Source organism: Corynebacterium sp. LK14 (genome assembly GCF_008042215.1).
In the GTDB taxonomy this organism is placed as follows: Bacteria; Actinomycetota; Actinomycetes; order Mycobacteriales; family Mycobacteriaceae; genus Corynebacterium; species Corynebacterium striatum.
Genome location: NZ_NOVQ01000017.1, coordinates 54678 through 61449, shown reverse-complemented (window position 1 = coordinate 61449; position 6772 = coordinate 54678). Strand labels below are relative to the sequence as shown.

Annotated in this window: 7 protein-coding genes; 5 read left to right on the top strand and 2 right to left on the bottom strand. The window is 58.6% G+C overall.

Features of this window, described 5'->3' with window-relative positions:
- The first annotated feature begins 322 nt into the window (after nucleotides 1–322).
- Entirely contained in the window at nucleotides 323–904 is a 582-nt protein-coding gene (locus tag CHU71_RS11665; RefSeq protein ID WP_147761155.1) for a hypothetical protein, read from the top strand.
- On the opposite strand, the gene CHU71_RS11660 is transcribed toward CHU71_RS11665, so the two are convergent.
- On the bottom strand, nucleotides 901–1941 hold the full coding sequence (locus CHU71_RS11660) for a hypothetical protein (protein WP_147761154.1): 1041 nt from the start codon (nucleotides 1939–1941) through the stop codon (nucleotides 901–903). The two genes, CHU71_RS11665 and CHU71_RS11660, sit on opposite strands and share 4 nt — an antisense overlap.
- A gap of 146 nt (nucleotides 1942–2087) precedes the next feature.
- Between CHU71_RS11660 and CHU71_RS11655 the strand changes: the two genes are divergently transcribed.
- The 3 genes from CHU71_RS11655 to CHU71_RS11645 all read left to right on the top strand — a co-directional run bounded on the left by CHU71_RS11655 (nucleotide 2088) and on the right by CHU71_RS11645 (nucleotide 4872).
- Nucleotides 2088–2834, top strand: coding sequence for a phosphoglyceromutase (locus tag CHU71_RS11655; protein WP_062039203.1), 747 nt, complete (start codon nucleotides 2088–2090; stop codon nucleotides 2832–2834).
- Between the two features lie 80 nt (nucleotides 2835–2914).
- On the top strand, nucleotides 2915–4177 hold the full coding sequence (locus CHU71_RS11650) for a cell wall metabolism sensor histidine kinase WalK (protein WP_147761153.1): 1263 nt from the start codon (nucleotides 2915–2917) through the stop codon (nucleotides 4175–4177).
- Entirely contained in the window at nucleotides 4174–4872 is a 699-nt protein-coding gene (locus tag CHU71_RS11645; protein WP_061920346.1) for a response regulator transcription factor, read from the top strand. The genes CHU71_RS11650 and CHU71_RS11645 overlap by 4 nt, the downstream gene beginning before the upstream one ends.
- An 8-nt stretch (nucleotides 4873–4880) precedes the next feature.
- On the opposite strand, the gene CHU71_RS11640 is transcribed toward CHU71_RS11645, so the two are convergent.
- Entirely contained in the window at nucleotides 4881–5804 is a 924-nt protein-coding gene (locus CHU71_RS11640; RefSeq protein WP_061920348.1) for a hypothetical protein, read from the bottom strand.
- 33 nt (nucleotides 5805–5837) lie between these two features.
- Between CHU71_RS11640 and CHU71_RS11635 the strand changes: the two genes are divergently transcribed.
- Nucleotides 5838–6767: a Ppx/GppA phosphatase family protein gene (locus CHU71_RS11635; protein WP_080548581.1), complete on the top strand. Its 930-nt coding sequence runs from the start codon at nucleotides 5838–5840 to the stop codon at nucleotides 6765–6767.
- The last annotated feature ends 5 nt before the right edge of the window (nucleotides 6768–6772 follow it).

Sequence of the window (6772 nt, the reverse complement as noted above, 5' to 3'; positions counted from 1 at the left end):
GCCAGCATGGCCGGTGCGAGCTGTATTGCCGATTATGGGCATTCACCGAAACTCCGTTCCACTTGAGCCGGGTGCGTCTTTGGCAGCTGAGAAACCATGGAACGCATTAGCTTTGTGCGTTCTTCTTGCTCTGGTGGGAATTGCAGCAGCGCTCTGGGCACCAGATAGCTGGCACCCACGGCTAGTCCGACGCTCGAAAGCGACAGCAAACGAACCTGGGGTGGGGTGGAAGCCCGCTGTGGTTACAAGGGATTGTGCACAACGGCCACGGCCATTTTTAGCGCTTTGCTTTGCGGCTACGGCACCAGCGCTAGTGGCCTGCATGGTCCTTAGCGCAACGCTGCTGGTATTTACCGCTTTGCTGTACCCGGCCTCTTATGTCCATGGCCTGTTCGTGTTCGGCATTTTGCCCATCGGATCGGGGCTTGCACCCGTGCTGGGATGGGCTGCACTGCGCGATAGTTGGCCGTTGATGTTGCTCGAATATCGAGGGTGCCGAAGCACCTTGATCTACTGGTTAATCAGCGTGGTCGCTGTAATGTCAGCATGCAGCTTGCTTGCTGGGCTCATTGCTGGCGGTGCGCTTGGCGATGAGCTTCGCCGCCTCATGCTCAGCATCGCAGTGGGCACCATTATCGCTTTGGCAAGCTTGCTATTAAATGCCCGATTCGGGAGCACGTTCACGCTTGTTCTGAGCATCGTGTTTGCGATCATTTCGCTTACGTTGGGCGGAGATGTCCTAGCGAATACTCCATTGTGGACTGTAGTCTTTAGCGCTTGGCCGGAGACGGTCACGAATATCGGCCGAATGACAGTAGCGATACCCGTGATTGTGGTAGCGCTCGCATCCCTTTGTTTCTGCTGGCAGAAGAAGGCTCCCATGGTCGGGAGCTCGGATTCTTAACTCGCGAGTGACTTCGTCCAGGAAGTCCACCAGAACTTCGGCTCAATGCCCAGCTTCGCGTTGATGGCGAGCATGCGCTCGTTGCTCAGCGCGTTGTAGGTGGTGACACGCTTTAAGCGTGGGTAGCGGGCAGCGGCTTCGCCCCAGAGCGCCTGCTTGACCAGCATGCCCCAGCCACGGCCACGGGCGCGGCGGTGGGTGATGGTCAGCTCTTGCTTGGCTACTTCGGGGTGTGAGGGATCGAGGAGCAGCACGGAGAGGGCGGCGATGCCTTCTTCATCGATGAGAACCGCATTGGCCGTGACCGTCTTGGAGCGAGCATGGTGCTTTGCGGCTTCCTGCAGCATTTCTTCGGTCCACTCGCGCTCGATGGGGCCTTCGGCGGTGGGGACGTCGAGGTCAGCAATTGAGAGGATCTCAAGGAAAGAGTCGGTGTGGTCCGAGAGGTGCTCGGGCAGGAGGTGGCCCTCGAAGTACTCGGCGCGCAGGCCTGCAGGCAGCTGCGCTGGCTCGGCTTTGGCGAGTTCAAGCTGGCAAGCCTGCTCCACGATGCCGAGTACAAAGCCGTGGCCTGTGAAAGCGGCGGCGCGGGGGTCGTCGTCAAGCCCGCCTATAGCAAAGTCAACATCCAATGTAATGGTGGTGCGGCCGTGCTGTGCCATGAGCTCCGCGGCCGCATCCAAGAGCGTATCGAGAACTTCTTCGCTGTAGTCATCGACGAAGATGGGGGCCAAATAGGCCAGCGTGGTCTCACCCGTCAGCGGCATGTTTACTCGCAGGAACCCGCGCGCACCGAGGTCGGTCTCATCCTCCTGGGCGCGCAGCTGGCCTTCCTGCTCGCAGGCGGCGAGCAGGAAGGAAAGGCGCTGGGAACTTGGACGCAAACTATTGAGCAAGCTGTCCATGGACTCGCAGAAATCATCGTTGCCTGCGAGGTATTTAAGCAATGCGCTGTCCGCCTCGTGGCATACACGCAGCGTCAGGGAAGGGGAATCGTTGTTTTCCAAGTGGGGTGGGGCTATCTGAATGACGTGCATGGCAGCTTCTGCTTTCGGCGAGTGTTTTCCATTTAATTGTGATTTAGATTTCTTGAGCAATAAAAGCCCATTGTAGGAAATTTTCGGTTACCTCTGAGGGCTAAAAGTTGCAGCGCGGGCCATTAAAAACTGGCATGCTTGAAGGCATGACTCAAGGAAAGCTTATTCTTCTTCGACACGGACAATCCCAGTGGAACGAATCCAACCAGTTCACCGGTTGGGTCGACGTGGACCTCACCGCAAAGGGCGAGGCAGAAGCAAAGCGCGGCGGCGAGCTGCTGAAGGAAAAGGGCCTGCTGCCGGAGGTTCTCTACACCTCACTGCTGCGCCGTGCTATCCGCACCGCAAACATTGCGCTTAACGCGGCAGACCGCCACTGGATCCCGGTCGTGCGCGATTGGCGTCTCAACGAGCGCCACTACGGCGCTCTGCAGGGCCTGAACAAGGCAGAGACTAAAGACAAGTACGGCGAAGAGCAGTTCATGGCATGGCGCCGTTCCTACGGCACCCCGCCGCCAGAGCTGGAAGACTCCTCCGAGTACTCCCAGAGCAACGACCCGCGCTACGGGGACCTGGAGCAGGTCCCCCGCACCGAATGCCTGAAGGACGTCGTCGAGCGCCTCGTTCCATACTTTGAGGAGGAGATCCTCCCACGCGCCAAGAAGGGCGAGGTCGTTCTCATCGCCGCACACGGCAACTCCCTGCGTGCGCTGGTCAAGCACCTGGACAACATCTCTGACGAGGACATCGCTGGCCTGAATATTCCTACGGGTATTCCGCTGGTCTACGAGATCGCGGAAGACGGCAGCGTCCAGAACCCAGGCGGCACCTACCTGGATCCGGAAGCTGCTGCTGCCGGCGCCGCAGCTGTTGCGGCGCAGGGCGGCAAGTAAGGGCTAAAGAAGTACTGCGTACAATTCCCCGGGGGTCTATACTCCCTGGGGGTTGTTTTGTTTTAACTGGTAATAGATACGTGGAATTATTTTTAGCTTTTCTAGCCGGCGTGGTGGTTTGCGCCTTCGCTCTACCGGTGATCTCTTGGGTGCGCGGGCGCATCGAGCGTTTCCGCAAATCTAATGATGCTGATTCCAACAGAGTCACTACCGTGAGCCAGGTTTTGCACTTGGCTATCCAAGGCGCGCCGACAGGCATCACGGTTCTCTCGCGCTCGAAGGAGGTCATCCTTTCTAATCCTTCAGCCCATGAGATGTCTTTGGTCCATGATCGCACTGTTAATCCGGATATCTGGAAGGTCGCGGAGGAGGTCTTCGCGGACAAGGAAACGCGCTCGCTTGACCTTTCCATTCCGAAGCGCCGTACCGGTAACCGAGTGACTCAGGTGCTGGCGGTGGTTAAGCCGCTGACGCTTAACGACGACCGCTTCGTCATCGTCTACGGCACCGACGAATCGGAGTCTGTGCGCATGGAAGCCGCTCGCCGCGACTTTGTGGCGAATGTCTCCCACGAGCTTAAGACCCCTGTCGGCGGCATCGCATTGCTGGCGGAGGCTCTGCTCAATGACCCGGCTGACGTTGAAACCGTGGAATACTTCGGTGGCAAACTACAAAAAGAAGCCAACCGCATGGCGGATATGGTCAACGAGCTGATCGCGCTTTCCAAGCTTCAAGGTGCGGAGGCGCTGCCGGAGATGGAGCCGCTAAATCTTGATGAATTGGTGGATGAAGCAATCTCCCGCAATCAGCTGGCAGCCGATTCACATCAGAATGAACTTACCCGCGGCAAGCCGGTGGGAGTGCAGGTCAAAGGCGATAAGGCTCTGCTTATCACCGCTATTTCCAACCTCATCTCCAATGCCATCCACTACTCGCCGGATGAGATGCCGGTGTCGGTGACTCTCAAGATCGTCGGTACCGACATCGTGCTCGTACGCGTGACTGACCGCGGAATCGGTATCGCCCCGGAGGACCAAAAGCGAGTCTTCGAACGCTTCTTCCGCGTGGATAAGGCCCGCTCCCGCCAGACTGGCGGAACGGGCTTAGGTTTGGCCATCGTCAAGCACGTGGTGGCCAACCACGGCGGAAATATTAAGCTGTGGTCGCGGCCGGGCACGGGTTCGACCTTCACGATCGAGCTGCCTATTTATAAAGACGAAACTGCAGCGGATAACGTAGAGAATCAGGATAATGAAGTAGATGGTGCCATCGGCTCAGCTGCGCCTGGGCTTCCTCGTGCCGTCGCTCGCGTAGCCGCACGTCGAAAGGACAAAGCACAATGACCAACATCCTCATCGTTGAAGATGAAGAGTCGCTGGCCGATCCACTAGCGTTCCTTCTGCGCAAGGAGGGCTTTGACGTCATCCTCGCACCGGATGGTCCGACCGCCCTCGAGGAGTTTGCGAAGAACTCCGTCGACATCGTTCTTCTGGATCTCATGCTGCCGGGAATGTCCGGCACCGATGTGTGCAAGCAGCTGCGTTCGACGTCCTCGGTTCCAGTCATCATGGTCACGGCGCGTGACTCGGAGATTGATAAGGTCGTCGGCCTCGAGCTGGGTGCGGACGATTATGTGACCAAGCCTTATTCTTCCCGTGAGCTGATTGCGCGTATTCGCGCGGTTCTGCGCCGCGGCCAAGACTCTGCTTCTGAGGCTCCGCAGGAGGAGTTCGACGAGCAGATTCTTGAGGGCGGTCGCGTACGCATGGACGTTGAGCGTCACACCGTCACTGTCGACGGCGAGGCAGTCTCGATGCCGCTGAAGGAATTCGACCTGCTGGAGTACCTGCTGCGTAATGCAGGACGCGTTCTTACCCGCGGCCAGCTGATTGATCGTATTTGGGGCGCTGACTATGTGGGCGATACCAAGACCCTAGACGTGCACGTCAAGCGCCTGCGCTCGAAGATCGAGGCGGAGCCTTCCCGCCCGCAGCACCTGGTGACGGTGCGCGGTCTGGGCTACAAGTTCGATCTTTAATAGGCGCCTTAGTAAGCGTTGGCCTTCACGCTGGCCGGGTGCCGCGTGAGGTTAACGCCAGCCTTGGCTGCTTCGGCTCGTGCGGAGCAGTGAGCAGCCAGGATTTCGTAGCATTCCTCGCCCATAAGGGCAATGAGCTCGGTTTTCTGAGAGAGCCACATGGGGTCCGGCGAGGTATGGCAGGCCGCATCAGCGGAGCAATACCAATCGAAGTCTTCTCCGCCGTCGCCCCAACCGCGGCGATCGTATTCGCCGATGGTGGTGCGCAGAATTTCCTGGCCGTCTGGGCGCTCTTCATATTCCTCATGGCGGCGCAGCGGCAGCTGCCAGCACACTTCCGGCTTGACCACGGTCAGCTCTTCGCCTTCTGCCATTGCCCACTGATGCAGTGCGCAGCCCGCGCCGGTGGCCCAACCCGCGCGGTTGGCAAAGATGCAGGCGCCATCGACGATAGGCGTTTTAAGTGCTGGCTCTGGTTCCCCGTCGTCCCCGTCGAGCTCGTCCCATACGAGCCAGGGTTCTAGCTCGGTGGGGTCTTCGGCGGAAAGGTATTTATCTACCCCAGCTGGGCGTAGCTGCCAGTACTTGTCTGGCATGCGCTCGACGGCGTCGTAAAGCTGCTCCCGATCCGTTTCATCAGCCATGTACGCGCCATGGACGCAACATCCGACGTCGGGTTGGCTGGCATCGATGCCGTGGCAAGCCGCGGTGCCGAACTGACACGTGTAGTGCGATTCGACCCACGTGAGATCGATTGAAAAGACATGGTGGGGGTCCGCCGGATTGGTGAATTCGAACCATTCCCGTGGGAAATCGGGTGCCTCCTCGCGGCCTGCAAGGATCGAGGAGGCAGCGGGGGAAGAGCTGGGAAAACCGAGATAAACCGTGTGAGAATCTGGGTTATTTTTTGAGCTAGATTTCGGGCGATTCACACCTAACCACGGTAGACCTACTACTCTAGGAGTGTGCGATTAGGTGTATTAGACGTCGGAAGCAACACCGTTCATCTCGTTGCGGTAGACGCCGCAACGGGCGGACGCCCGAGCCCGATGAGCGATTGGAAGACCCCACTGCGCCTTGTGGAGCAGCTGGACAAGGATGGCAACATCCATGAAAAAGGCTTGAAGAAGCTGATTTCTGCCGTCGGCGAAGCGAATGAGCTGGGAAGGAAGCTGGGCTGTGATGAGTTCATGGCTTTTGCTACCTCGGCGGTTCGCTCTGCCCCGAACTCGGAGCACGTGCTCGACGCAGTGGAGAAGGAAACCGGCGTACGCCTGGAAATCCTCTCTGGTGAGGAAGAAGCGCGCCTGACGTTTCTCGCGGTTCGCCGTTGGTATGGCTGGTCGGCTGGCCGCATCACTAACCTCGATATCGGTGGTGGCTCCCTGGAGCTGTCCACGGGTGCCGATGAACACCCTGACTTGGCCTTTTCCCTTGACTTGGGTGCAGGCCGCTTGACCCACAATTGGTTTGATACCGATCCGCCTGAAAAGGCTAAGGTCAATATGCTCCGTGACTATATCGATGCTGAATTGGTAAGTGCGACTTCGCAGATGCGTGCCATGGGCGAAGCTGGCCTTGCGGTGGGCACCTCGAAAACCTTCCGTACGCTGGCCCGATTGACGGGTGCTGCGCCTTCTTCGGCGGGTCCGTATGTGAAGCGTACGCTGACCGCACCGGGTCTGCGACAGCTCATTTCCTTCATCTCCCGCATGACTGCAGCAGACAGAGCGGACCTTGAAGGAGTAAGTTCTAACCGATCGCATCAAATCGTCGCAGGCGCATTGGTGGCCGAGGCAAGCATGCGCGCCTTGGGCATTGAGAAGCTGGAGATCTGCCCGTGGGCACTCCGTGAAGGCGTGATTCTGCGACGCACCGATAAGGGACTGGAATAGGAATT